The sequence below is a fragment of the Pseudomonas batumici genome (assembly GCF_036585405.1).
In the GTDB taxonomy this organism is placed as follows: Bacteria; Pseudomonadota; Gammaproteobacteria; order Pseudomonadales; family Pseudomonadaceae; genus Aquipseudomonas; species Aquipseudomonas batumici.
The window spans coordinates 3,550,372-3,574,753 of record NZ_CP144470.1 but is presented as its reverse complement, the minus strand read 5'-3'; the positions used below and the strand labels follow the sequence as shown (position 1 = coordinate 3,574,753).

At 63.2% G+C, this 24,382-nt stretch carries 23 protein-coding genes and 1 pseudogene; 16 read left to right on the top strand and 8 right to left on the bottom strand.

Annotated elements, in window-relative coordinates:
- Window positions 1-124: 124 nt before the first annotated feature.
- From tauA to tauD, 4 genes are read left to right on the top strand one after another with little or no spacing between them, the layout of a single operon-like run.
- Entirely contained in the window at window positions 125-1,102 is a 978-nt protein-coding gene (gene tauA, locus NUH87_RS16110; RefSeq protein ID WP_338521600.1) for a taurine ABC transporter substrate-binding protein, read from the top strand.
- Window positions 1,103-1,123: 21 nt separating this feature from the next.
- Entirely contained in the window at window positions 1,124-1,918 is a 795-nt protein-coding gene (gene tauB, locus NUH87_RS16105) for a taurine ABC transporter ATP-binding subunit (RefSeq protein ID WP_338521598.1), read from the top strand.
- Window positions 1,915-2,745: a taurine ABC transporter permease TauC gene (gene tauC / locus NUH87_RS16100; protein WP_338521596.1), complete on the top strand. Its 831-nt coding sequence runs from the start codon at window positions 1,915-1,917 to the stop codon at window positions 2,743-2,745. Before tauB ends, tauC begins: the two co-directional genes overlap by 4 nt.
- A gap of 57 nt (window positions 2,746-2,802) precedes the next feature.
- On the top strand, window positions 2,803-3,636 hold the full coding sequence (gene tauD / locus NUH87_RS16095) for a taurine dioxygenase (protein WP_338521594.1): 834 nt from the start codon (window positions 2,803-2,805) through the stop codon (window positions 3,634-3,636).
- A gap of 18 nt (window positions 3,637-3,654) precedes the next feature.
- Here tauD and NUH87_RS16090 read toward each other — a convergent pair whose 3' ends face one another.
- Window positions 3,655-4,293, bottom strand: a complete 639-nt coding sequence (locus NUH87_RS16090) for a TetR/AcrR family transcriptional regulator (protein ID WP_338521592.1) — start codon at window positions 4,291-4,293, stop codon at window positions 3,655-3,657.
- 151 nt (window positions 4,294-4,444) lie between these two features.
- The gene (locus NUH87_RS16085; RefSeq protein WP_338521590.1) at window positions 4,445-5,821 is read right to left on the bottom strand and encodes a glutamine synthetase family protein; all 1,377 of its coding nucleotides are present in this window, start codon (window positions 5,819-5,821) and stop codon (window positions 4,445-4,447) included.
- Window positions 5,822-6,099: 278 nt separating this feature from the next.
- Here NUH87_RS16085 and NUH87_RS16080 point away from each other — a divergent pair.
- The 8 genes and pseudogenes from NUH87_RS16080 to NUH87_RS16045 form a co-directional block, all read left to right on the top strand.
- Window positions 6,100-6,309: pseudogene (locus NUH87_RS16080) on the top strand (gamma-glutamyl-gamma-aminobutyrate hydrolase family protein); the annotation flags it as partial.
- Window positions 6,310-6,399: 90 nt separating this feature from the next.
- Complete coding sequence (locus NUH87_RS16075) at window positions 6,400-7,758, top strand: glutamine synthetase family protein (RefSeq protein WP_338521588.1); 1,359 nt, start codon at window positions 6,400-6,402, stop codon at window positions 7,756-7,758.
- Between the two features lie 55 nt (window positions 7,759-7,813).
- A complete protein-coding gene (locus NUH87_RS16070; protein WP_338521586.1) occupies window positions 7,814-9,178 on the top strand; it encodes an aspartate aminotransferase family protein in 1,365 nt (454 codons plus the stop codon).
- Window positions 9,179-9,353: 175 nt separating this feature from the next.
- On the top strand, window positions 9,354-10,463 hold the full coding sequence (locus NUH87_RS16065; protein ID WP_040071433.1) for a polyamine ABC transporter substrate-binding protein: 1,110 nt from the start codon (window positions 9,354-9,356) through the stop codon (window positions 10,461-10,463).
- A 95-nt stretch (window positions 10,464-10,558) separates the two neighbouring features.
- A complete protein-coding gene (locus NUH87_RS16060) occupies window positions 10,559-11,626 on the top strand; it encodes a polyamine ABC transporter substrate-binding protein (protein ID WP_422393947.1) in 1,068 nt (355 codons plus the stop codon).
- 72 nt (window positions 11,627-11,698) lie between these two features.
- Window positions 11,699-12,841 carry an ABC transporter ATP-binding protein gene (locus tag NUH87_RS16055; protein WP_338521581.1) on the top strand — a complete coding sequence of 381 codons (1,143 nt, stop codon included), beginning with the start codon at window positions 11,699-11,701 and terminating at the stop codon, window positions 12,839-12,841.
- 23 nt (window positions 12,842-12,864) lie between these two features.
- On the top strand, window positions 12,865-13,749 hold the full coding sequence (locus NUH87_RS16050) for an ABC transporter permease subunit (RefSeq protein ID WP_422393946.1): 885 nt from the start codon (window positions 12,865-12,867) through the stop codon (window positions 13,747-13,749).
- Window positions 13,746-14,636, top strand: a complete 891-nt coding sequence (locus NUH87_RS16045) for an ABC transporter permease subunit (RefSeq protein ID WP_338521577.1) — start codon at window positions 13,746-13,748, stop codon at window positions 14,634-14,636. The genes NUH87_RS16050 and NUH87_RS16045 overlap by 4 nt, the downstream gene beginning before the upstream one ends.
- 136 nt (window positions 14,637-14,772) lie before the next feature.
- On the opposite strand, the gene NUH87_RS16040 is transcribed toward NUH87_RS16045, so the two are convergent.
- Entirely contained in the window at window positions 14,773-15,414 is a 642-nt protein-coding gene (locus NUH87_RS16040) for an HD domain-containing protein (protein WP_338521575.1), read from the bottom strand.
- A 244-nt stretch (window positions 15,415-15,658) separates the two neighbouring features.
- On the opposite strand from NUH87_RS16040, the gene NUH87_RS16035 reads away from it, so the two are divergent.
- Window positions 15,659-16,624: a GlxA family transcriptional regulator gene (locus NUH87_RS16035; protein ID WP_338521573.1), complete on the top strand. Its 966-nt coding sequence runs from the start codon at window positions 15,659-15,661 to the stop codon at window positions 16,622-16,624.
- Between the two features lie 42 nt (window positions 16,625-16,666).
- Here NUH87_RS16035 and NUH87_RS16030 read toward each other — a convergent pair whose 3' ends face one another.
- On the bottom strand, window positions 16,667-17,008 hold the full coding sequence (locus NUH87_RS16030) for a carboxymuconolactone decarboxylase family protein (RefSeq protein ID WP_040072092.1): 342 nt from the start codon (window positions 17,006-17,008) through the stop codon (window positions 16,667-16,669).
- 114 nt (window positions 17,009-17,122) lie between these two features.
- On the opposite strand from NUH87_RS16030, the gene NUH87_RS16025 reads away from it, so the two are divergent.
- Complete coding sequence (locus tag NUH87_RS16025; RefSeq protein ID WP_338521570.1) at window positions 17,123-18,031, top strand: AraC family transcriptional regulator; 909 nt, start codon at window positions 17,123-17,125, stop codon at window positions 18,029-18,031.
- 33 nt (window positions 18,032-18,064) lie between these two features.
- Here the strand turns inward: NUH87_RS16025 and NUH87_RS16020 are convergent, their stop codons facing one another.
- Entirely contained in the window at window positions 18,065-20,431 is a 2,367-nt protein-coding gene (locus NUH87_RS16020; protein WP_338521568.1) for a penicillin acylase family protein, read from the bottom strand.
- Between the two features lie 124 nt (window positions 20,432-20,555).
- On the bottom strand, window positions 20,556-21,179 hold the full coding sequence (locus NUH87_RS16015; RefSeq protein WP_040072096.1) for a DUF6436 domain-containing protein: 624 nt from the start codon (window positions 21,177-21,179) through the stop codon (window positions 20,556-20,558).
- A gap of 74 nt (window positions 21,180-21,253) precedes the next feature.
- Between NUH87_RS16015 and NUH87_RS16010 the strand changes: the two genes are divergently transcribed.
- On the top strand, window positions 21,254-22,198 hold the full coding sequence (locus NUH87_RS16010) for an alpha/beta hydrolase (protein WP_338521566.1): 945 nt from the start codon (window positions 21,254-21,256) through the stop codon (window positions 22,196-22,198).
- 14 nt (window positions 22,199-22,212) lie between these two features.
- Window positions 22,213-22,641, top strand: coding sequence for a thioesterase family protein (locus NUH87_RS16005; RefSeq protein ID WP_338526830.1), 429 nt, complete (start codon window positions 22,213-22,215; stop codon window positions 22,639-22,641).
- On the opposite strand, the gene NUH87_RS16000 is transcribed toward NUH87_RS16005, so the two are convergent.
- Both NUH87_RS16000 and NUH87_RS15995 read right to left on the bottom strand, forming a co-directional pair.
- On the bottom strand, window positions 22,626-23,282 hold the full coding sequence (locus NUH87_RS16000; protein ID WP_338521564.1) for a response regulator transcription factor: 657 nt from the start codon (window positions 23,280-23,282) through the stop codon (window positions 22,626-22,628). The genes NUH87_RS16005 and NUH87_RS16000 overlap by 16 nt on opposite strands.
- Window positions 23,283-23,522: 240 nt before the next feature.
- Window positions 23,523-24,335: a protein-glutamate O-methyltransferase CheR gene (locus NUH87_RS15995; protein WP_338521562.1), complete on the bottom strand. Its 813-nt coding sequence runs from the start codon at window positions 24,333-24,335 to the stop codon at window positions 23,523-23,525.
- Window positions 24,336-24,382: the final 47 nt, after the last annotated feature.

Here is a 24,382-nt window from a genome sequence, read left to right as displayed (position 1 = left end):
GGCGCTGGCAGATGTCATGCTTTGACTCATAAGCTAATGCATATAAGTTATTTATTTTAAAATTCTTAGATCATTTAGTCTCTCGACATGCCGATTCCCGGTCGCCTGTCGAGGAACTTGTCCCATGAAACTGCATGCTCCACTCCGCCTCCTGGCGGCCTTGTCCCTGGCTGGGGCCAGCGTGTTTGCCCAGGCTGCCGACGTGACCGTGGCCTACCAGACCACCGTCGATCCGGCGAAAGTCGCCCAGGCTGACGGCGCCTATGAAAAAGCCACGCAAGCGAAGATCGACTGGCGCAAATTCGATAACGGCGCCGACGTTATCGCCGCCATCGCTTCGGGCGATGTGCAGATCGGCTACCTCGGTTCCAGTCCGCTGACCGCGGCCATCACCCGCAAGGTGCCGGTGCAGACCTTCCTGATCGCCACCCAGATCGGCGCCGCCGAAGCCCTGGTGGCTCGCGACGGCTCCGGGATCAACTCGCCCCAGGACCTGGTCGGCAAGAAGGTTGCCGTGCCCTTCGTCTCCACCGGGCACTACAGCCTGCTGGCCGCTTTGAAACACTGGAATATCGACCCGTCGAAAGTACAGATTCTCAACCTTGCGCCGCCGGCCATCATTGCCGCCTGGAAACGCGGCGACATCGACGCCACTTACGTCTGGGATCCGGCCCTGGGCGTGGCCAAGGAAAACGGCAAGGTGTTGATCACTTCCGGCGAACTGGCCAAGTTCGGGGCGCCGACCTTCGATGCCTGGATCGTGCGCAAGGACTTCGCCGAGAAGCACCCGGAGATCGTCAAGGCCTTCGCCAAGGTCACCCTGGATGCCTACGCGCAATACCGCAAGGACCCGCAAGCCTGGCTGGCGGACAAGGGCAATGTTGACAAGCTGGTGAAGCTCTCCGGCGCCAAGGCGTCTGACATTCCCCTGCTGCTGCAAGGCAATGTCTACCCGCTGGCGGCTGACCAGGTCAGCGTGCTTGGCAAGCCGACCGCCCAGGCCATCACCGACACCGCGGTCTTCCTGAAAGAGCAGGGCAAGGTCGAAGCCGTGCTGCCGGACTACGCCCCCTATGTGAGCGCCCGGTTCATCACCAACTGACTCACCCGAGGAGCCGTCGTCATGGCCTTGTTACAGCTGGAGCGCATCAGCGCACAGTACCCCGGCGCGGCCGAGCCGGTGCTGGCGGACATCTCCCTCAGCCTCGGCCCCCAGCAATTGCTGGTGGCCCTGGGACCTTCGGGGAGTGGCAAGACCTCGCTGTTGAACCTGATCGCCGGCTTCGTCGAACCGAGCTCCGGCCGTATCACCCTCGACGGCGTGCCCGTCAAGGGCCCGAGTGCGGAGCGTGGGGTGGTGTTCCAGGATGACGCCTTGCTGCCCTGGCAGGATGTGCTGGCCAACGTCGGCTTCGGCCTGGAACTGGCGGGCGTGCCTCGGGAGCAGCGTGAACGCCGCGCCCGGGAAATGCTTGCCCTGGTGGACCTGGCCGGCTTCGACACACGGCGGATCTGGCAGCTCTCCGGCGGTCAGAAACAGCGTGTCGGCCTGGCCCGTGCCCTGGCGGCGGACCCTCGGGTGCTGCTGATGGACGAGCCGTTCGGCGCCCTCGACGCCTTTACCCGCGAACAGATGCAGGAGCTGTTGCTGCAAGTCTGGCGACGCACCGCCAAGCCGGTGTTCCTGATTACCCACGATATAGAAGAAGCGGTTTTTCTCGCCACCGACCTGATCCTGCTGGCGCCCAACCCGGGGCAGATCGTCGAGCGCCTGAGCCTGGATTTCGGCCAGCGCTACAGCGCCGGCGAATCGGCCCGGGCGATCAAGTCCGACCCGCGTTTCATCGAAACCCGCGAGCATGTGCTGGCCCGTGTGTTCTCCCAACGCAGCGCCGCCCGGCGGCAGGAGTTCGTATGAGCAGCTATGAATGGCCGGTAACGGTGGAGAGCAAGCCGAAAGCAGTGCCTGTGCGCCGTAGCCTGAGCACGCGTTGGATCAGCGGGTTGACCTTGCTGGGGCTGATCCTGCTCTGGTGGGCGGTTACCTCCGTAGGCCTTATCGAGCCGTTGTTCCTGCCGCCGCCTGGCGCGGTGCTGGAAAAAGCCTGGTTGCTGGCGACCACGGGCTACATGGACTCGACCCTGTGGCAGCACCTGGGCGCGAGCCTGGGGCGTATCGGCCTGGCCCTGGGCGCCGCAGTCCTGAGCGCGATCCCCGTGGGCATCGCCATCGGCCACAACCGGATCGCCCGGGGCATTCTCGATCCGTTGATCGAGTTCTATCGGCCGATTCCGCCGTTGGCCTATCTGCCCTTGATCGTGATCTGGTGCGGTATCGGCGAGTTGTCGAAAGTGCTGCTGATCTACCTGGCGATTTTCGCCCCGATCGCCATCGCCACGGCCACCGGTGTGCGCACGGTCGACCCGGCCAAGCTGCGGGCCGCGCAATCCCTGGGCGCCACCCGTGCCCAACTGATTCGCCATGTGATCCTGCCCAGCGCCTTGCCGGACATTCTCACCGGTGTGCGCATCGGCCTGGGCGTCGGTTGGTCGACCCTGGTGGCCGCCGAACTGATCGCCGCCACCAGCGGCCTGGGTTTCATGGTGCAGTCGGCGGCGCAGTTCCTGGTGACCGATGTGGTGGTGCTGGGGATCCTGGTGATCGCGCTGATCGCCTTTGCCATGGAGATGGGCTTGCGCGCCCTGCAACACAAGCTGGTGCCGTGGCACGGCCAGGCCCACTGACAGAGCACAACGTACTGACTACGCCGATAGCCCGGCGCGTATTGGAAGAGACCGATCATGAGCCTGACCCTTACTCCCCTGAGCGCCGCCCTGGGCGCGCAGATCGACGGCGTTGCGTTGAACCGGCCGTTGAGCGTCGAACACCGCGATACCATCCAGCAGGCATTGCTCAAGTATCAGGTGCTGTTCTTCCGTAACCAGCCGCTGGACCCGGCGCAGCAGACCAGGTTCGCGGCTCATTTCGGCGACCTGCACATTCATCCGATCTACCCGAACGTGCCGGAACAACCCGAGGTGCTGATCCTCGACACGGCGGTGACCGATGTGCGCGACAACGCGGTCTGGCACACCGATGTGACCTTCCTGCCGACCCCGGCGCTGGGCGCGGTGCTCAGTGCCAAGCAGTTGCCGGCGTTTGGCGGCGACACCTTGTGGGCCAGCGGCATCGCGGCATTCGAGGCCTTGTCGGCGCCATTGCGCCAGTTGCTGGACGGGCTGACGGCCACCCACAACTTCATCAAGTCGTTTCCCGTCGAGCGTTTCGGCAATACCCCCGAGGAGCTGGCGCGCTGGGAGGAGACCCGCAGGAACAATCCGCCGCTGTCGCACCCGGTGGTCCGCACGCACCCGGTGAGCGGGCGCAAGGCGCTGTTCGTCAATGAGGGTTTCACCACCCGCATCAACGAGCTGGAGGAGGCCGAGAGCGAGGCGATTCTCAAGTTGCTGTTCGCCCACGCGACGCGGCCGGAGTTCACCATTCGCTGGCGCTGGCAGGAGAATGACGTGGCGTTCTGGGACAACCGCGTGACCCAGCATTACGCGGTGGACGACTACCGGCCGAGCCGGCGGGTGATGCACCGGGCGACCATTCTCGGCGACGCGCCGTTCTGACCTTCTGTAGATAGCCCGTCAGAGCGGCTGTTCGCGCTTGGGCAGATAGGGCGGCAGGTACAGCCCCAGGTAGGCATCGAACACCCGCATCCCTTCTTCCGCCATGCGTGGCGTGATCTGGTCGTGCAACTGGACCGACCGCGCATAGACCCGATCCCCCAGCTCCATCGCCAAGGCGAACACATCGACCTCCGTCGGCAACGCCGGCAATTCGAAATGCCGGATGAACAGCTTGTGCATCAGGTCGCCGAGCTCGATGTCGTGCTGGCGGTCGGCCTGGGTGACCTCGGTCAGGCCGTGCTGCGCGAGGATCAGCTGACGCGCCGCGGCATCCTCCTCGTAGATGGTCAGCATCCGTTGCTCCACCAACCGTGACAGGTCGCGCCAGCCGGTGAGGGCCTGATGGTCGATGGGCGCCTGCAGGGTGGCGCGAAAGGCCGCGTGCACGTCGTTGGTCAGGGCCTCGAGCAGGGCCGGGACGCTGGCGAAGAAGTGATAGACCGAGGAGGGTGGAATCCCGGCCCGTTCCGCCACGCTGTAGATCGACAGACTGGCCACGCCTTCGGCGGCAAGCAAGGTGCGGGCGGCGTCGAGGATCGTGTCGATCCGGGCCTGGCTGCGTGCACGGGGTTTGCGAGCGATGGCGGGGCGGTTCATGGGGTTCTCCGGCAAGGGCAGCGGGCATTGTACGCGAGGATGGTTGCAGGGTGTCTTGTGGCGAGCGGGCTTGCCCGGACCAAACCCACAGAACCATAAAAAACGCCGCGGGCCCAAGGCCGGCGGCGTTCTTCTGTATCACCGCAACCGCTTACACGGTATGCAGGTACCAGTTGTACTCGAGGTCGGAGATGGAGTGTTCGAACTCCTCCAGCTCGCTCTCTTTACAGGCCACGAAGATATCGATGTATTTCGGATCGATGTACTTGGCCATGACTTCGCTGTCGTCCAGCTCGCGCAGGGCATCGCGCAGGTTGTTCGGCAGGCTTTGCTCGTTCTGCTCGTAGCTGTTGCCTTCGGTCGGGGCCGGCGGCTCGATCCTGTTGGTCAGGCCGTGGTGCACACCGGCCAATACCGAGGCCATCAACAGGTACGGGTTGGCATCGGCGCCGGCGACCCGGTGTTCCAGGCGCACCGCATCGGCGGATCCGGTCGGTACACGCAGGGCCACGGTGCGGTTGTCCAGCCCCCAGCTCGGCGAGTTCGGCACGTAGAACTGTGCGCCGAAACGACGGTAGGAGTTGACGTTCGGGCAGAGGAAGGCCATCTGCGCCGGTAGGGTCTCGAGCACACCGCCGATCGCGTGACGCAGCGCGGCGTTCTGCTCGGGATCCTCACTGGCAAAGATGTTCTTGCCTTCCTTGTCGAGAATCGAGATATGGACGTGCAGCCCGTTGCCCGCCTGGCCCGGGTAAGGCTTGGCCATGAAGGTGGTGTCCATCTCATGGTCGTAGGCGATGTTCTTGATCAGGCGCTTGAGCAGCACCGCGTAGTCGCAGGCCTTGATCGGGTCGGCGACGTGGTGCAGGTTCACTTCGAACTGCGCCGGGGCACTTTCCTTGACGATGGCGTCGGCCGGGATGCCTTGTTCTTTCGCACCTTCGAGGATGTCCTGGAGGCAGTCGACGTATTCGTCGAGGTCGTCGATCAGGTAGACCTGGGTCGAGTGCGGGCGTTTGCCGGAGATCGGCGAGCGGGGCGGTTGTGGGCGACCGTTCACGTTCTCCTGGTCGATCAGGTAGAACTCAAGCTCGAACGCGGCGCAGATGGTCAGGCCGAGGTCGTCGAATTTGCTGACGACCTGGCGCAGGACTTCGCGAGGGTCGGCGAAGAAAGGTTCGCCTTCGAGTTCGTGCATGGTCATCAGCAGTTGCGCGGTCGGGCGCTTTTGCCAAGGTTCATTGCACAGGGTGTCGGGGATCGGATAACAGATTCGGTCGGCATCACCGATGTCCAGGCCCAGGCCGGTGCTTTCCACCGTCGAGCCATTGATATCCAGGGCAAACAGTGAGGCCGGCAGGTTGATGCCTTTCTCGTAAACCTTGTGGAGGCTGGTGCGTTCGATGCGCTTGCCACGCACCACACCATTCATATCCGCAATCAGAAGGTCAACGTACAGAACCTCAGGATGTTCCTTAAGGAACGCGTTCGCTTCGTTAAGCTGAACGGCACGCGGGGGTACCGACATGATGCAACACCTTTGTTGTTAAAAATATCAATCATTGATCTTTTCTGGTTTCAGTCAACCCGAACGGCATGCCGAAGTCAAGCGAGGCCTTTTCTGCCCTGAAAAAGCGCTCGAGGGGCTTTTTTGCGGCCTTTTGGGGCGGTTTTTTCCGCTGGGCGGTCTCCGGCACCGCGGGCTTGAGCGGGCCGTGTTGTATTTTTTACGGGGGTGTTGTGTAAAAAAATGAACAAGGCTAAGCTCGATTGAAACCCATAACAGTAATAATACCGGGGTGTTTCATGTCTCGCCTGCCGTTGATCGGCGTCACCGCATGCTCCAGACCGATCGGTTTGCATGCCTGTCACATCAGTGGCGACCCCTATGTCCGTGCCGTTGCCGACGCAGCCAAAGAGCTGCCGTTGATCCTTGCCTCCCTGGCCGAGCGGCTTGAACCGTCCGATATTCTGGACGGTCTGGATGGCATCCCGTTGACCGGTTCTCCCTCCCATCGAAAGCGGGTCCTGCAACGCGACACTGATGCGTCAAGCAACGCCTGACTGGTAATAATAGACGTCAGGACACCCAACCCAGAGGCACTTATGAGTAACCACCTCGACCGGCTCACCGATTGGTTGAAAGACCACAAGATCACAGAAGTCGAATGCATGATTGCCGACCTCACCGGCATCACCCGGGGCAAGATTTCTCCGACCAACAAGTTCATTGCCGAGAAAGGCATGCGTCTGCCCGAGAGTGTGCTGCTGCAGACCGTGACCGGCGACTATGTTGAAGACGACATCTATTACGAACTGCTGGACCCGGCCGACATCGACATGGTCTGCCGCCCGGACAGCAACGCCGTGTACCTGGTGCCCTGGGCCATCGAGCCCACCGCCCAGGTGATCCACGACACCTACGACAAGCAGGGCAACCCCATCGAGCTGTCGCCGCGCAACGTGCTCAAGAAGGTCCTGGCGCTCTATGCCGCCAAGGGCTGGCAGCCGATCGTGGCGCCGGAAATGGAGTTCTACCTGACCAAGCGCAGCGACGACCCCGACTACCCGCTGCAACCGCCGATCGGCCGTTCCGGTCGCCCGGAAACCGGTCGCCAGTCCTTCTCCATTGAAGCGGCCAACGAATTCGACCCGCTGTTCGAAGACGTCTACGACTGGTGCGAACTGCAGGAGCTAGACCTCGACACCCTGATCCACGAGGACGGCACGGCGCAGATGGAGATCAACTTCCGGCATGGTGACGCGCTGTCCCTGGCCGACCAGATCCTGGTGTTCAAGCGCACCATGCGCGAAGCGGCGCTCAAGCACGACGTGGCGGCCACCTTCATGGCCAAGCCGATGACCGGCGAGCCGGGCAGTGCCATGCACCTGCACCAGAGCATCATCGACATCGCGACCGGCAAGAACGTCTTCTCCAATGAAGACGGGACCATGAGCCAGCTGTTCCTGCATCACATCGGTGGCCTGCAGAAACTGATTCCCGAGCTGTTGCCGCTGTTCGCGCCGAACGTCAACTCGTTCCGCCGCTTCCTGCCGGACACGTCGGCACCGGTGAACGTGGAATGGGGCGAGGAGAATCGCACCGTTGGCCTGCGGGTACCGGATGCAGGTCCGCAGAACCGCCGTGTGGAAAACCGCCTGCCGGGGGCTGACGCCAACCCTTACCTGGCGATTGCTGCAAGTCTGTTGTGCGGCTACATCGGTATGGTCGAGGGCCTGGATCCGAGCGCCCCGGTGGTCGGTCGTGGCTATGAGCGCCGTAACCTGCGCCTGCCGCTGACCATCGAGGACGCCCTGGAGCGGATGGAAAACAGCAAGACCATCGAGAAATACCTGGGCAGGAAATTCATCACTGGCTACGTCGCGGTCAAGCGGGCCGAGCATGAAAACTTCAAGCGCGTCATCAGTTCGTGGGAGCGGGAATTCCTGCTCTTCGCCGTCTGATGGGCCGGGCGCGGTGCATGAAGACCGCGTCCCTACTGGAATCTAGGAGAAGCGTATGACCAGCAACAACCCGCAAACCCGTGAATGGCAGGCCCTCAGCAGCGAGCACCACCTGGCCCCGTTCAGCGACTTCAAGCAGTTGAAAGAGAAAGGCCCGCGCATCATCACCCACGCCAAGGGCGTCTATCTTTGGGACAGCGAAGGCCATCAGATCCTCGACGGCATGGCCGGCCTCTGGTGCGTGGCCATCGGCTACGGCCGCGACGAGCTGGCCGACGCCGCCAGCCGGCAAATGCGCGAGCTGCCGTATTACAACCTGTTCTTCCAGACCGCCCACCCGCCGGTGCTGGAGCTGGCCAAGGCGATTTCCGATGTTGCCCCTGAAGGCATGAACCACGTGTTCTTCACCGGTTCCGGTTCCGAAGGCAACGACACCATGCTGCGCATGGTCCGCCACTACTGGGCGATCAAGGGCCAGCCGAACAAGAAGGTCATCATCAGCCGCAAGAACGGTTATCACGGCTCCACCGTGGCCGGGGCGAGCCTGGGCGGCATGACCTATATGCACGAGCAGGGCGACTTGCCGATCCCCGGCATCGTCCACATCCCGCAGCCGTACTGGTTTGCCGAGGGCGGTGACATGAGCCCGGAAGAGTTCGGGGTCTGGGCGGCCAACCAACTGGAAGAAAAGATCCTGGAACTCGGCGTGGACAACGTCGGTGCCTTTATCGCCGAGCCGATCCAGGGCGCGGGCGGGGTGATCGTGCCGCCGGACAGCTACTGGCCGCAGATCAAGGAAATCCTCGCCAAGTACGACATTCTCTTTGTCGCCGACGAAGTGATCTGTGGTTTCGGCCGCACCGGCGAGTGGTTCGGCAGCGATTTCTACGGCCTCAAGCCGCACATGATGACCATCGCCAAGGGCCTGACCTCCGGCTACATCCCCATGGGTGGCCTGATCGTGCGCGACGAAGTGGTCGCGGTGCTCAACGAGGGCGGCGACTTCAACCACGGCTTCACCTATTCCGGGCATCCGGTGGCCGCCGCCGTGGCCCTGGAAAACCTCCGCATCCTGCGCGAAGAAAAAATTATCGAGCGCGTCCGGGGCGAAACGGCACCCTATTTGCAGAAACGTCTGCGGGAACTGAACGATCACCCGCTGGTGGGTGAGGTTCGCGGTGTGGGCCTGCTGGGGGCCATCGAACTGGTCAAGGACAAGGCCACCCGTGCGCGGTATGAAGGTCGGGGCGTCGGCATGATCTGCCGGCAGTTCTGTTTCGATAATGGACTGATCATGCGTGCCGTTGGCGACACCATGATCATCGCGCCACCACTGGTGATCAGCAAAACCGAGATCGACGAGTTGGTGGCCAAGGCACGCAAGTGCCTGGATCTGACCCTGAGTGCGTTGCAGGGCTAAGTGCTAGGCTCTGAACCGGAAGCACGGTGTAGGTGTTTTCGCTCAGAGCAATCAGAAAGGGTGGTCTTTTCTTGAAAGGCTGCCTTGGATCTTGCCAGACTACCCCCACTGTTTCGAGTTGCCCTGGAATAGGCCGCCGAACAGCGGGTTAAAAAGAACAATTGGAGCATGACGCATGAAGGCATTAGGTAAGAACGTAGCCGGCAAGACTTTCCTCGCCCTGTCGTTGGCGGGTGCAATGGCCGGTGCTGCTCACGCGGACGACAAGGTGCTGCACGTTTACAACTGGTCCGACTACATTGCACCGGACACCGTTGCCAACTTTGAGAAAGAAACCGGCATCAAGGTGGTCTACGACGTATTCGACAGCAACGAAACCCTGGAAGCCAAGTTGCTGGCCGGCAAGTCCGGTTACGATATCGTTGTGCCGTCCAACAACTTCCTGGCCAAGCAGATCAAGGCCGGTGTCTACCAGGAGCTGGACAAGTCCAAGCTGACCAACTACGACAACCTGAACAAGTCGCTGCTCAAGGCCGTTTCGGTCAGCGACCCGGGCAACAAGCACGCCTTCCCCTACATGTGGGGCTCGATCGGCATCGGCTACAACCCGGAGAAGGTCAAGGCCGCGCTGGGCGTGGACAAGATCGATTCCTGGGACGCGGTGCTCAAGCCGGAGAACCTCGCCAAGCTCAAGAGCTGCGGCGTGAGCTTCCTCGATTCGCCGACCGAAATGCTGCCGGTCGCCCTGCACTACCAGGGCCTGCCGACCGACACCCAGAAAAAGGAAGATCTGAAGAAAGCCGAAGATCTGTTCCTCAAACTGCGTCCGTCGATCTCCTACTTCCATTCGTCCAAGTACATCTCTGACCTGGCCAACGGCAACATCTGCGTCGCCGTCGGTTATTCGGGCGATGTCCAGCAGGCCAAGGCCCGTGCCGCCGAAGCCGGTGACAAGGTCAAAGTGGCCTACAGCATCCCGAAAGAAGGTGCTGGCAGCTTCTACGACATGGTGTCGATCCCTAAAGATGCGGAAAACCCCGAAGCGGCCTACAAGTTCATGAACTACCTGCTCAAGCCGGAAGTCATGGCTGCGATCACCGACAGCGTGCGTTTCCCTAACGGTAACGAGAAGGCCACCGCGCTGGTCGACAAGAGCATCACCAGCGACCCGGGCATCTATCCGCCAGCCGAGGTGCAGGCCAAGCTGTATGCCATCGCCGATCTGCCGGCGGCGACCCAGCGTGACATGACGCGCATCTGGACCAAGATCAAATCGGGTAAATAAGTCGATTTGAGACAACCCACGGGAGCTGCGCAGCCTTTGGCAGCTCCCGCGGATCAGAGGACCTCCACGTGTTTGTTTGTTTATTTCGCAAAGCCATGCTGGCGGGCGCGGGCCTGACCTTGGCGGTCAGTGTGCAAGCGGCCCCGACCGTGCATATTTATAACTGGTCGGATTATATCGGGCAGACCACCCTGGCCGATTTCCAGAAGGCGACCGGGATCAAACCGGTCTATGACGTCTTCGATTCCAACGAAACCCTGGAAGGCAAGTTGCTGGCCGGCCATACCGGCTACGACGCGGTCGTGCCGTCCAACCACTTCCTCGGCAAGCAGATCAAGGCGGGTGCGTTCCAGAAACTCGACAAGTCGCTGCTGCCCAATTATTCGAACCTTGACCCGACGTTGATGAAACGCCTGGAAAAGAACGACCCGGGCAACCAGTACGCCGTGCCCTATCTGTGGGGGACCAACGGCATCGGCTACAACGTCGAGAAGGTCAAGGCGGCGCTGGGCGTCGACAAGATCGACTCCTGGGCGGTGCTGTTCGAGCCGGAGAACCTCAAGAAACTCTCCAGCTGCGGCGTGGCGTTCCTCGATTCCGCCGATGAAATGCTGCCGGCGGTGCTCAACTACATGGGCCTGAGCCCCAACAGCACCAATGAACAGGACTACAAGCTGGCGGAGGAGAAGCTGCTGAAGGTCCGTCCTTACGTCACCTACTTCAACTCGTCCAAGTACATTTCGGACCTGGCCAACGGCGAAATCTGCGTGGCGGCCGGGTTCTCCGGCGACGTCTTCCAGGCCAGGAAGCGTGCCGAAGAAGCCGGGAAAGGCGTGCACATCGCCTACGCGATTCCCAAGGAAGGCGGCAACCTCTGGTTCGACATGCTGGCGATTCCCAAGGACGCCGGCAACGTCAAGGAGGCTCACGCCTTTATCAATTATCTGCTGCAACCTGACGCGATTGCCCAGGTCAGCGATTATGTCGGTTATGCCAACCCGAACCCAAAGGCTGGCGCTCTGATGGATCAGGCCGTACGTACCGACGAAGCGGTCTACCCGCCGCAAGCCGTCGTGGACAAGCTGTACGTCAATGCTGAGCTACCCCCGAAGATCCAACGTCTGATGACCCGCAGCTGGACCAAGGTCAAGTCGGGCAAGTGACGCCCGAGGGTCGAACCATCCAAAGCCGGGTCACCCAGGCCCGGCGGCTAAATCTTGTTGGGAGTTTTACAAATGGCAGTTGCCTCCGGCGCCTATAAGAAAGCCCTCGAGGGCGACCAGACACCTAAACAGGTGCTGGTCAAGATCGACAGGGTCACGAAGAAGTTCGACGAGACGGTTGCCGTGGACGATGTGTCCCTGGAAATCAAGAAGGGCGAAATCTTTGCCCTGCTGGGCGGATCGGGTTCGGGTAAGTCCACCTTGCTGCGCATGCTGGCCGGCTTCGAGCGGCCGACCGAAGGGCGGATTTACCTCGACGGTGTCGACATCACCGACCTGCCGCCCTACGAACGGCCGATCAACATGATGTTCCAGTCCTACGCGCTGTTCCCGCACATGACCGTGGCGCAGAACATCGCCTTCGGCCTGCAACAGGACAAGATTCCCAAGGCCGAGATCGACGCCCGCGTGGCTGAAATGCTCAAGCTGGTGCAGATGAGCCAGTACGCCAAGCGCAAGCCACACCAGCTGTCCGGTGGCCAGCGTCAGCGCGTGGCCCTGGCCCGCTCCCTGGCCAAGCGGCCGAAGCTGTTGTTGCTCGACGAACCGATGGGCGCACTGGACAAGAAGCTGCGCTCGCAGATGCAGCTTGAGCTGGTCGAGATCATCGAGCGGGTCGGCGTGACCTGCGTGATGGTGACCCACGACCAGGAAGAAGCCATGACCATGGCCGAACGCATCGCCATCATGCACCTGGGCTGGATCGCCCAGATCGGCAGCCCGATCGACATCTACGAAACCCCCACCAGCCGCCTGGTCTGCGAGTTCATCGGCAACGTCAACATCTTCGAAGGTGAAGTGCTGGACGATGCCGAGGGCCATGCGCTGATCGGTTGCAAGGACCTGGACCGCAATATCTACGTCGGCCATGGCGTCAGCACCTCGGTGCAGGACAAGTCGATCACCTACGCGATTCGTCCGGAGAAACTGCTGGTCACCACGCAGAAGCCCGAGTGCGAGCATAATTGGTCCAGCGGCAAGGTCCATGACATCGCCTACCTGGGCGGCCACTCGGTGTTCTACGTCGAGTTGCCGAGCGGCAAGCTGGTGCAGTCCTTCGTCGCCAACGCCGAGCGCCGTGGCGCGCGGCCGACCTGGGGTGACCAGGTCTACGTCTGGTGGGAAGACGACAGCGGCGTGGTACTGCGCTCATGAACCTCAAGTCCCTGGTGCAACGAATGACCCCCAGTGGCCGCCAGGCGGTCATCGGGATTCCCTTTCTCTGGTTGTTCCTGTTCTTCATGCTGCCGTTCTTCATCGTCCTGAAGATCAGCTTCGCCGAAGCGGACGTGGCGATTCCGCCGTACACCCAGATCTACAGCTTCGTCGAACAGAAGCTGCAGATCATCCTCAACCTCGGCAACTACACGATGCTGGGGGACGACGAGCTGTACCTGGCGGCCTACTTCGGTTCGCTGCGGATGGCCTTCTTCAGCACGCTGCTGTGCCTGGTGATCGGCTACCCGATGGCCTACGCCATTGCCCGGGCGCGCAAGGAAGTGCAGACCGTGCTGGTGCTGCTGATCATGATGCCGACCTGGACGGCGATCCTGATCCGCGTCTACGCCTGGATGGGGATTCTCAGCAACAACGGGCTGTTGAACGCCTTCCTGATGGGGATCGGGCTGATCCACGAGCCGTTGCAGATCCTCAATACCAACCTCGCGGTCTACATCGGGGTGGTCTATTCCTACCTGCCGTTCATGATCCTGCCGCTCTACGCGAACCTGGTGAAACATGACCAGAGCCTGCTGGAAGCCGCCTCGGACCTGGGTTCGAGCACCTTCAACAGCTTCTGGAAGATCACCGTGCCGCTGTCCAGGAACGGCATCATCGCCGGCTGCATGCTGGTGTTCATCCCGGTGGTGGGCGAGTTCGTGATCCCCGAGCTGCTCGGCGGTCCGGAAACGCTGATGATCGGTAAAGTGCTGTGGCAAGAGTTCTTCAACAACCGTGACTGGCCGGTGGCGTCCGCGCTGGCCGTGGTGATGCTGGCGATCCTGATCGTGCCGATCATTCTGTTCAACCGTAGTCAGGCCAAGGAAATGGAGGGCAAGGAATGAAGCGCTTCAGTTTTTCGAACCTGATGCTGGTGCTGGGTCTGCTGTTCATCTACCTGCCGATGCTGATCCTGGTGATCTACTCGTTCAACGCCTCCAAGCTGGTGACGGTGTGGGGCGGCTGGTCGGTGAAGTGGTACGTCGGCCTGCTGGACAACACCCAACTGATGGGCTCGGTGGCCCGCTCGCTGGAAATCGCCTGCTACACCGCGGTGGCCGCGGTGGCGCTGGGGACTCTGGCGGCGTTCGTCCTGACCCGGGTCACCCGCTTCAAGGGCCGCACGCTGTTCGGCGGCCTGGTCACGGCGCCGCTGGTGATGCCGGAGGTGATCACCGGTCTGTCGCTGTTGCTGCTGTTCGTGGCCATGGCGCAGTTGATCGGCTGGCCCCAGGAACGTGGCCTCGTGACCATCTGGATCGCCCACACGACGTTCTGCTCGGCCTACGTGGCGGTGGTGGTGTCGGCGCGCCTGCGTGAGCTGGACCTGTCCATCGAGGAGGCGGCCATGGACCTGGGCGCCAAGCCGTGGAAGGTGTTCTGCCTGATCACCATCCCGATGATCGCGCCATCGCTGGCGGCGGGGGGCATGATGTCCTTCGCGTTGTCCCTCGACGACCTGGTATTGGCCAGCTTCGTTTCGGGGCCGGGCTCGACCACCTTGCCGATGGAAGTGTTCTCGGCGGTGCGCCTGGGCGTGAAGCCGGAGATCAACGCGGTGGCCAGCCTGATTCTGCTGGCGGTGTCGTTGGTGACCTTCCTGGTCTGGTACTTCAGCCGTCAGGCCGAAGAGCGCCGCAAGAAAGCCATCCAGCTGGCCATCGAGGAAGCCGCGGCAGACTCCTGGAAGCAGCCGGACGTGCGTCGGGCCCAGGTGGCGGAGACCGTGTAGGTCGCAAAAAGCTTCGCGGCGGTGCGGCGTCCCGACAAGCTCCGCTCCCACAGGGGTCTCCAGTCGTACACAAGAATCAGGTACGGCTCGAGCCTCCTGTGGGAGCGGAGCTTGCCCGCGAACGGCTCTCAAGGGCTCAATCAGCCCACGGCGAACGCCGAATCACCTCGACGAAATTCATCGGCTTGAAGCTCGCATCCTTGTCCTTCAACACGTCGGTCTTGACGTTGCCGAATGTGGTCAGCGGACGATGGCGCAGCCCATCGGCGAACGCGCAGATGATGCACTCCTTGAACCCTTCCCCCCGTGGATGCGCATGCACCACTGCTTCGCGCTGGGCGCTGGGAAACGCCGCGTAATCCATCCCCAGCACATCCATTTCCACCCCGGCCGTGACCAGCGCCACCGTCGGCCGCAGATGCTGCGGCACCCCGGGCGTGGTGTGCAGGGCAATCGACAGCCAGACCTGCTCGATATCGTCATCCGACAGCCCGTAGGGTTTCATGAACGCCTTGGCCGCGTTGGCGCCGTCCACTTCGAAACGTTCGTCATCGCTGCGATGGCCCTCCACCAGGCCGAGGTCGTGGAACATCGCGCCCACGTACAACAGCTCCGGGTCGTAGGCCAGCTGCTTGCGCTCGCCGCTCAGGGCACCGAATAGGAACACCCGGCGCGAGTGGTGGTAGAGCAGATCGCTTTCCACGTCGCGGATGTAGTCGGTGGTGGCCTTGGCCAGGGCGCTGTCGGGGATCTTGATGCCGGCGATGCTGTTGCTCATGTCGAGACTTCCTCTGGGTAGCGCCCGGATGGCGCCGATGGGTTCAGTCTGGCGTCGGGGGAGGGTGGCAACAATCGATACAAGGTGACGAATCCAGCCATTCGCGGCAGGTTTCGCGCCAACCCGTGCGCGCGATAGAGGTGGCTGTCGCATCGCCTGGAGGCTTGCGCTACCGTGGCGTCAACGTTGACCCCCTGTAGGGGCGCGCGTTCAACCGTATCTGATTGGCATTGAGGCCAGCCCCATGACCCGAACCCTTGCCGTTGTGGTGTTCCCCGGCGTCCAGGCCCTGGATGTCAGCGGGCCCCTGGACGTCTTCGCCGAGGCCAACGGTTTCCTGCCCCCTGACGCCGGATACCGGCTGGAAGTGATCGGTGTCGAGCGCGGTTGGTTGGCGTGTTCCAACGGCCTGGCGATCCAGGCGCATCGGCATTTCAGCGAGGCTCTGGAACATTATGACCTGCTGTTGTGCGCCGGCGGGCCGGGCTTGCCGGCGCTGGATTTCGGTGACGCCTTCCATGCCTGGCTGCGCGCGGCCTGCACCCGCGCCGGACAGTTCGGTTCGATCTGCAACGGCGCCTTCATGCTGGCCCGGGCCGGCTTGCTGGACGGGCGCACGGTGACCACCCACTGGAGTGATGCGCCGGCGCTGGCGGCGTTGTGCCCGGCGGCGCGGGTCGAGGCCGATCGCCTGTATGTGCAGGACGACCGGCTGTTCACCTCGGCGGGGGTGACGGCGGGGATCGACTTGTCGTTGTACCTGCTGTCGCGGGACCACGGTGCGCAGGTGGCGCTGAAGGTGGCCAAGCGGCTGGTGGTGTTCACCCAGCGTTCGGGCGGGCAGTCGCAGTTCAGTCCTTACCTGGCGCCCTATGCCGAGGCCTCGTCGCCGGTGGCCCAGGTGCAGCAGTATGTGCTGGCACACCTGACCGGGGATTTGAGCATTGCCGAATTGGCCAGGGCGGTGAACATGAGTGCGCGCAACTTTTCCCGGGTATTTGTCCGCGAGACGCAGGTGACCCCGGCGGAGTTCGTCGAGCGGGCGAGGGTGGATGCGGCGCGGGTGATGCTGGAAAGCGCTGGCGCGCCGCTGAAGACCGTGGCCTACGCCTGCGGTTTTCGCGATGCGCACCATATGCGCAGTGTGTTTCAGCGGCGGCTGGGGGTCACGCCGCAGCAGTTTCGGCGGCATTTTGCGGGTCTGCTCTGAGGCAGGCCACGGGGCCGCGCTTGGCTTGAAAAATGGATGGCCTCAGGATTTCAAGCTGTCGTACGCCTCCAGCGCATGCAGCGAGTAGATGTAGGCGGCGCCGGCATTCAGCGAAATCGCCGTGGCCAGGGCGGCGGCGACTTCTTCGCGGCTGGCGCCGGCCTTGATCGCGGCGTCGGTATGGGCGCCGATGCAACCGTCGCAACGGGTGGTAATCGCCACGGCGAGGGAAATCAGCTCGCGGGTCTTGGCATCCAGCACGTTGTTTTCCGCGGCGGCTTCGCCCAGCTTCATGTAGGCCTGGACCATCTTCGGATTGGATTTACCCAAGCCGGCAAAGGCGTTCTTGATGGTTGGCAGCAGTTCGGGCCAGTTGAGAAACATAGTGGTAACTCCTGAAAGGGTAAGCGTAGAGTGGCTTGGCAACGGCTTCAGTCTCCCCTTTCAGGTGTAGTCACTTTTGTTCAATGCACTCAACGTTTTGTCCGAAATGCGCAAATGAATTCGATCGATAAACTCATCAGCCTTGCCGGGGTGCGCGGCTGCCTCGACCTGCGTTGCCAGTTGCAGGGCGACTGGGCGCTGGATCACCCACAGGAAAACGTCGGGGTGGCGCCTTATCACCTGGTGCTGTCCGGCGATTGCCTGGCCGAGTTGCCCGACGGCCGCTCCTTGCGCCTGCAGGCCGGCGATATCCTCGTGCTGCCCGGTGGCGGGACTCACCTGTTGCGCAGCCAGGGGCAACGGGTGGCGCCGACGGCGACGCGCATCAGCCGTGGCGGTTTGCTGCCGGTGCATCGGCTCGGTGGCGAACAGGCGGACCTGGATATTCTCTGTGGCCGCTTTCACTACCAGCGCGAGTCGATGTTGTTCGCCGCGTTACCGGAACACCTGCTGATTTCCAGCCGGGAGCTGCACGCCAACGGCCAGTTGGCGGCGCTGGTGAGTCTGCTGCGGGTAGAGGCCGATGGCGATCAGGCCGGGGCGCGGTTTCTGGTGGATGCGCTGTCGTCGGCGCTGTTCACGCTGATCCTGCGGGCCTATCTGCAGCAGCAGGCGCCAGCCAGCGGAACACTGGCATTGCTGGCCGACAAGCGCCTGAGCCGGGCCTGGCAGGCAATGCTCGACGAGCCGGCCCATGAGTGGACCATCGACGCCCTCGCGGCGCTGGCGAACATGTCACGGGCGACCTTCATGCGCGCGTTCGCCGCGGTGGCGGGGGCATCACCCTGGGTGCTGCTGACGCGGGTGCGAATGGAGCTGGCGTATGGCTTGCTGAGCCATTCGCACCTGGGCCTGAGCGATATCGCCGTCCAGGTCGGTTATCAATCCCAGGCGGCGTTCAGCAAGAAGTTCAAGGAGATCTATGGCCAAGCCCCAGGGCGGCTTCGCCGGGCTGCCGTTTAACGGGGTCAGGGCTAGCCCGCTCGCCACAATGTGTCATTTGCCAGGCAGCAGCTTCAGGACGCCGCGGGTATTGGCCGACACCTCCACCTCATCCAGGCGCACCTGCTCATACCCGCCTTCGATATAGGTCTCGGCCTGGTCGTCGTAATACTTGTCGAACAACACCCCGCTTTGCCCCACCGGGTTGACCGTCAGGCTGTGCTCCGGGTCGGCGAAATCGATGAGTCGGCGGGTCGAAGGCCCATTGCTCACCGCCCAGGGAGCCGGTCCGATCTTCGCCGACAGGTTGTTCGGCACTTCGTGGCTGCCCGGCGCATCGAACGGTCCGACGTTGAACAACCAGTCCAGCGGCTTCTGCCGGCCCAGCGGATGCTCATGGGTCAGGGTATGGGCCTGGCCCCACACCCAACCGGCCGGATCCTCGCCGTAGAGACCCTTGAGGTGGGCGATGCTGGCTTGCCAGGCGGTCTTGACCGTCTCGGCGCGGCCCTTGCCCCACCACGGCGAGCGCTCATCGGCGGCCAGGCGTGGCAGGGCCGCATCCACCACGCGGGTGCTCAGCAGTGCTTTGAAATAGTCATCGCCCAGCTTGTCGTGCATCGCGGTATAGGCCAGGTCATAGATAAACTGGCTGAACAGCGTGGCGCTGGTGGAGCTCATCGGGTAATCGCCTTTCCACTGTGCCAACTGTTCCACCAGCTTCAGCTCCGCCGGGTCTTTCACCACCTCGCGCAGCACCGGCAGCAGCGGCTTGAGCAGGCGCGGGCCGTAGTCGGTGGTGGTGCCCAGTTGCAGCTTCTGGCTGTTTTCCAGGTTCCAGCGCACGCTGTTGTCGCTCAGTTGCCGGTTCAGTTGCTGGCCGCGATCGGCCAGGTTGTAGTAGCCGGGAATCTCCATGCCGGTGGGCGACGTCGGCTGGGCGTTGGCCGAGACGATATAGCCGCGCGCCGGGTTCTCCTCCTGGGGGTTGGCGCTGAACGGGTAGTAGCCGTCCTTGTCGGCATCGCCGGTGCTGCCGTCGAGGAGGAAGCCCGGGTTGACCCCGGCCGGGCGCTTGGGCAGCAGCGCCGCCGCCCACCAGCCGATATCGCCCTTGGCGTTGGCCCACACCACGTTGAGCCCCGGGGCCTGGATCTTCGAGGCGGCGCCGCGGGCCTTTTCCAGGGTGTCGGCGCGGTTGAGCTCGTAGAAGGCGTCGAGGATCGGGTCCGGTGTCTCGAGAAAGGCCCACCACATCGCCACCGGCTGGGTTCCGCCATTGGCGCCCAGGGCGTCATTGACGATCGGACCGTGGGGCGAGCGGCGCAGGGTGAGGGTGACCGGCGCCTGACCCTTGACGGCGATCTGCTGCTGGCTGCTGGTCATCTCGACCCACTGGCCGTGGTACCAGACCTGATTGGGGTTGGTCGGGTTGGTCTTCTCGACGATCAGGTCCAGGTCGTCGTTCTGGAACATGGTCAGGCTCCAGCCGAACGCCTGGTTGTTGCCCAGGAAGGCGAAGGGCACCAGCGCCTGGTGATAGCCGTACAGCTCGTAGTTCGGGGCCGAGAGATGCGCCTCGTACCAGACCGAGGGCGTCGAGAAGTGGATATGCGGATCGCCCGCCAGCAGCGGCTTGCCGCTCTTGGTCCGGCTGCCGGAAACCGCCCAGGCGTTGCTGCCTTCGAACTGCGGCAGGCCGGCATGCTCCAGGGCCTGGTCGCTCAATCGGGCCAGGGCGCCGAGGTTCTTCCAGTCGGCATCGGCCAGGGGCGCCGGGGTGACGAGCGCGCCCTGGGGACGCCATTGCAGGTCGAATACCTTCAGGTAGTCGGGGCCGAGTTTATCGCGCACATAGGTCAGCAGCGGATCGGTGCGAAAGGCGGCGGCGAAGCTGTAGGCCAGGTAGCCGGCGATGCTGATGGTGTCTTCGGCGGTGAACGGGCGCTTGTCGATGCCGAGGAGATCGAACTCCACGGGCCTGGCGTGGGTGGCCTGGTACTGGTTGATACCGTCCAGGTAGGCTTGCAGGGCCTTCCAACTGGGGGACTGCTTGTTCAACTGGGCAACGTACTGGTCGGCGCGTTCGCGGATGCGCAGGCCACGGAACAGCTTGTCGGTGTCCACCAGCTTGGGACCGAGCACCTCGGCCAGTTCACCACGGGCCAGGCGGCGCATGATTTCCATCTGGAACAGTCGGTCCTGGGCCTGCACGTAACCCAGGGCGCGGTAGAGATCGGCTTCGTTTTCGGCGCGGATATGCGGCACGCCACGGTCGTCGTAGCGCACCGTGACCGGTCCTTGCAGGTTTTGCAGCGTGACCTGGCCCTGACGCATCGGCTGTTTGCTCTGGACGTACCACAGGCCACCGCCGGCAACGGCGGCGATCAGGACGGCGAGAACGGTCAGGCTGCGTTTCATGCATGAATCCTTGTGGCTGCCGGGACTGGGCCGGGAAGGTTTAGCACAGGAGGGTATAGGGATGCATCGACCGAGCGGGTGATTTCTGTAAAAAGTCCGGTTCGCCCTGCGGGGGCCGGCATTTCTACAGGGGATCGCGTTCGGGCGGCTGCCACGGGCAGTAGCAGCCCACCGCCATGTTGTGGGTGGCGTTCACCGGGCGCCCTTCGCTCAGCGCCTGCAGGATCGGCTCGATAAAGCTGTTGCTGGAGTTGCAGGTGGCGCCCTGGCTGTAGGGGCCGAAGTAGGCCAGCTTGCCGGCGCGATCCCAGATCGCCACTGCCGGGCTGACCGTCAGGTGCTCGGCTCCCGGCAGGCCGGGCAGCGCCTGGATCGCCCTCAAGGTGGCCGGCAGCTGGCCGTGGCTGCCGGGTTTCTGCACCGAATAGAACTCGACGCCCAGCGGGGCGAAACGCTCGATCAATTCCCCCAGGTGCTGCTGGTTGCCGACATTGCAGGGGCAACTCGGGTCCCAGAAGTGCACCAGGCGGATCCTGCCCGGTCCGGCCAATTGTGCCGGCAGGCTGAGGCTGTCGCCGGCGAACAGCGCGGTCTGCTCGCTGAAGGCGCGGATATAGCGGCCCTGGAACCACTCATAGGCGAACCACAGCCCTGTCGCGCAAAGCACGGCGAGCAGGCCGGCGAGTAATGTCGGGTGACGCATCTGGGGCATGGCGATTCGGTCCTTGGCGGTCGCGTAGCTTGCCATGCCTGCCCTGACAGATGAATATCACAGGTCTGTAAAACGCCTTTGGCGTTGCCGTGCCCTTGCCTGGAAAGCCCATGTCCGCCACCTTTACCGCCGATTCCCTGCGTTCCAGCCTGCGACCCTTGGCCGCGGCGCAGCCCTTGTCGGCAGAGGCCCGGGCCTACCAGCATTTCTATGGCCTCGACCTGCCCCGGCGCAACCCGCCGGCCACCAGCCGCCTGGGGCGCTTCAACAGCGGCGATTTCGAGCTGGTGAGCCAGCTCTGGCTGCCGGTCGAGCCGGTGGCGACGCTGTTCCTGTTCCACGGTTTCTACGATCACATGGGCCTGTACCGGCATGTCGTGGACTGGGCGCTGGACCAGGGCTTCGCGGTGATCGCCTGCGACCTGCCGGGCCATGGCCTGTCCAGCGGCGAGCGGGCCAGCATCGACGACTTCGTCCAGTACCAGCAGGCCTTGCAGGACCTGTTCAACGAGGCCCGGTCCCTCGACCTGCCGCAACCCTGGCACCTGTTCGGCCAGAGCACCGGTGGCGCGATTGTCATCGACCACCTGCTCAGGCACGGCAGCGACAGCCCGGCCCAGGGCCAGGTGATCCTGCTGTCGCCGCTGGTGCGGCCACGGGACTGGGGCTGGTCGAAGTTCAGTTATTACCTGCTCAAACCCTTCGTCAAAGGCATCGCCCGGCGTTTCAGCGAGAACACCAACGACCCGGCGTTCATGCCGTTCCTGCAGGCCGATCCCTTGCAACCCCAGCGCCTGCCGACGGCCTGGGTCGGTGCGCTGGCCCGCTGGATCCCCGCTATCGAGTCGGCGCTGAAAAGCCCGCGTCGACCGCTGATCGTGCAGGGGCAGGCCGACATGACCGTCGACTGGAACCATAACCTCACCGTGCTGCAGAGCAAGTTCGATCGCCCCGAGGTGCTGATGCTGGCCGAGGCCCGGCACCACCTGGCCAATGAAATCCCGGCCTTTCGCGAGCGCTATTTCAGCTTTCTCAGCGAACACCTGCAGCCATGACCGAAGAGCCCGCCATGACCGACCGCTTGCCCCGACGCGCCGACTACCGCCACTTCCAGCCGATCATCACGCGCTGGCACGACAACGATGTCTACGGCCACGTGAACAACGTCACCTACTACAGCTTTTTCGACACGGCGGTGAACACCTACCTGATCGAACAGGGTGGGCTGGATATCCATGGCGGTGACGTCGTCGGCTTCGTGGTGAGTTCGGCCTGCGACTATTTCGCCTCGATCGCGTTCCCCGAGCGCATCGAGATCGGCCTGCGGGTCGGCAAGCTGGGCAACAGCTCGGTGCAATACGAACTGGCGGTGTTCAAGGCCGGTGAGGACGACGCCTGCGCGGCCGGGCGCTTTGTCCACGTGTTCGTCGATCGTGCCTCGAACCAGCCGGTGACGATGCCCGCCACCTTGCGCGAAGCGCTTCAGTCGTTGAGCTGAATGATCCCTTCACGCACCGCGAACAGCACCAGGCCGGCAATATCGTGAATCCGCAGCCGGTGCATGATCTGCGAGCGGTGCGCCTCGACGGTCTTGACGCTCAGGCCGAGCCCGACCGCGATCGAGCGGGTGGTCTCGCCCCGGGCGATCAGCCGGAGGATTTCCAGTTGTCGTGCCGTCAGCGCCACCTGGCTGGCCCGTGTCGGCTGGCTGTGGGTCTGGCGTACCGCCTGGTCGACCACCAGCGGCACCACCGCCGAGGACAGGTACTGGCCGCCATGGCGCAAGGCCTTGAGCGCCAGCTCCAGCTCCAGCACCGTGGCGCTTTTCAGCAGGTAGCCGTGGGCCCCCAGTTGCAGGCACTTCATCACGAAGTGGCTGTCGGTGTGCATCGACAGCATCAGCACCTTGCTGCGTGGCGCGCGTAGCGACAGCTCCTTGAGCGCCGCCACGCTGTTCATGCGCTCCATGGACATGTCCAACAACACGATGTCCGGCTTGAGCTGCGAGGCCAGCTCGATCGCCGCCTGGCCATCGCCCGCTTCGCCGACGATCTCGTATTCCTGTTGTTTTTCCAGCAGCGCCTTCATGCCCGCGCGAAACAGCGGGTAATCGTCGGCAAGCAGTATTCGACAAAGCATAAGCTCAAGCCCAATGACGCAAAGGAAAGGGCGCAGCCGCCTCGGCGTGCTGCGGTGGTTTATGTCGGGTTCGAGGGCCGGATGCCGAGTGCTGGTCAGCCGTGGCGGGCGCTGTCACCGAACTGCTGGATCATTTTCGCTAGATTGACCAGGGGGCCGTCGAGTACTTCCGTTGGCTGGCCGGTCGTGCGAGACGGTCTTGGCGCCGATCGGAGCCGGGACGCAGAAACGGCAGCGGATTCATAGGCGTTTGTAGACCGAGGGATTGAGCAGTCGCAGCGGTACGTCGAAGCCGTGGATGCTTTCCGCATGACCGATGAACAGCAGCCCGCCGGGACGCAGTTGGTCGACCAGGCGTTGCACGGTGCGCTGTTTTTCGTCGTGGGTGAAATACATCAGGACGTTGCGCAGGAAAATCACGTCGAACAGCCCCAGGTCATCGGGCAATGGTTGGACGATGTTGATCTCCCGCAGGCTGACCCGTTCGCGCAGGGCGGCCTGGACCCGGAAGCGCCCGCTCGGCTCGCCGCTGTCGCCGAGGCAGTGGCGGTGCAGCCAGTCCTGGGGAAAGTACTTGGCCTGGGCCATGTCGTAGAGACCGTCGCGGGCTTTCTCCAGCATGCTCGGGCTCAGGTCGCTGGCGAGGACCGACCAGTCGCCGTCGCGCGCATGTTCCTGAGCGACCATGGCCAGGCTGTAGGGTTCTTCGCCGGAAGAGCAGGCCGCGCTCCAGAGTTTCAGCGGACCTTTCTGGGCGCTCAGCCACTCGCCGAGATAGTCGAAGTGCGGATGCTCGCGAAAGAAATAGGTTTCGTGGGTGGTCAGCAGATCCACCACCAGCCGCTGTTCCTTGAGGTTCATCTGCTGGTCGAGCAGGTGCAGGTAGTCGGCATAGCTGTCGAGCCGGTAATGGCGCAGCCGCGTCAGCAGGCGCCCGGCCGCCAGCAGTCTTTTGTTCGGCGCCAGGATCATGCCCGAGGCGTCGGTCATGAGCTGTTGCAGGCGGCGGAATTCGCTGTCGTTGAGGGTAAGCGGCCTGAGTTCACTGGACATCGGCCAGGCCTGCTCCATTGAGAAGAGACTGGTCGAAGAGCAACCCG